Annotated in this window: 1 protein-coding gene; it reads right to left on the minus strand. The window is 61.0% G+C overall.

Annotation, left to right across the window (positions count from 1 at the left end; all coding sequences use genetic code 11):
* Positions 1 to 1,196, minus strand: a 1,196-nt coding sequence (locus AC0B9F_RS38265) for a condensation domain-containing protein (protein WP_472010440.1), incomplete at both ends; no start/stop codon positions are given.

A 1,196-nucleotide genomic window follows, 5' to 3' on the forward strand; every position in this document is an offset into this window, starting at 1 on the left:
AACCCCGCCAACGCCGACTCCCAGAACCCGACCTGACGCGAAATCAACGACCCCGCATCATCCTCGGACCCCAACACCTCACGCTGCCACAACGCGTAATCCGCATACTGCACCGCCAACGGCGCCCACCCCGGCACCTCACCCCGAGAACGAGCCTCGTACGCCACCATCACATCACGCGTCAACGGCCCCATCGACACACCATCACCACTGATGTGATGAACCACCAACGCCAACACGAACTCCGACTCCGACACCGCGAACAACCGCGCCCGAACCGGAACCTCCACCGCCACATCGAAACCAGCCGACAAGAACTCCGTCACCGCACCAACGACATCGGACTCCGACACCACAACCGGCGACACATCCAACCGCACCCGATCCGCAGACAACACCTCCTGGAACCCGACACCGTCGACCTCCGGATACACCGTCCGCAAAATCTCATGCCGCACAACAACATCCGACACAGCAGCCTGCAGAGCCGCCACATCCAACAACCCCGACAACCGAATCGCCACCGGAATATTGTTCGCCGACGACAACGTATCGAAACGGTTCAAGAACCACATCCGCTGCTGCGCCAACGACAACGGCACCCGCTCCGGACGCACCCGAGCAGTCAACGCCGCCCGCGCACCCGAACCGATCTCCGACTCCACCCGCGCAGCCAACAACTCCACCGACGACGCCTCGAACAACACCCGCACCGGAACCTGCGCATCGAGCGCCTGCCCCAACCGAGCCGCCACCCGAGTCGCAATCAACGAATTACCACCCAGCGCAAAGAAATCGTCATCCAACCCGACGCGCTCGACACCCAACACCTCGGCAAACACCGACGCAACGATCTCCTCCACCGCCGTCACCGGAGCCCTAAACACCGCAACCTCGAACACCGGCTCCGGCAACAACTTCCGATCCAACTTCCCCGAAGCATTGAGCGGAAACGCATCCAACACCATGATCTGCGACGGCACCATATACGACGGCAACACCACACCCAACGAATCCACCAGTGCCGCAGTATCAACCACCGCACCCGACGCCGGCACCACATAGGACACCAACGCTGTCACCCCTGATTGCAACTCTTTACCGAGAGTTACGGCTTGCGCCACGAGAGAGTGCTTTTCCAGTGCCGCGTTAATTTCACCGAGTTCGATCAGATATCCCCGAATCTTGACCTGGAA

The organism is Streptomyces sp. NPDC097129, from assembly GCF_055668065.1.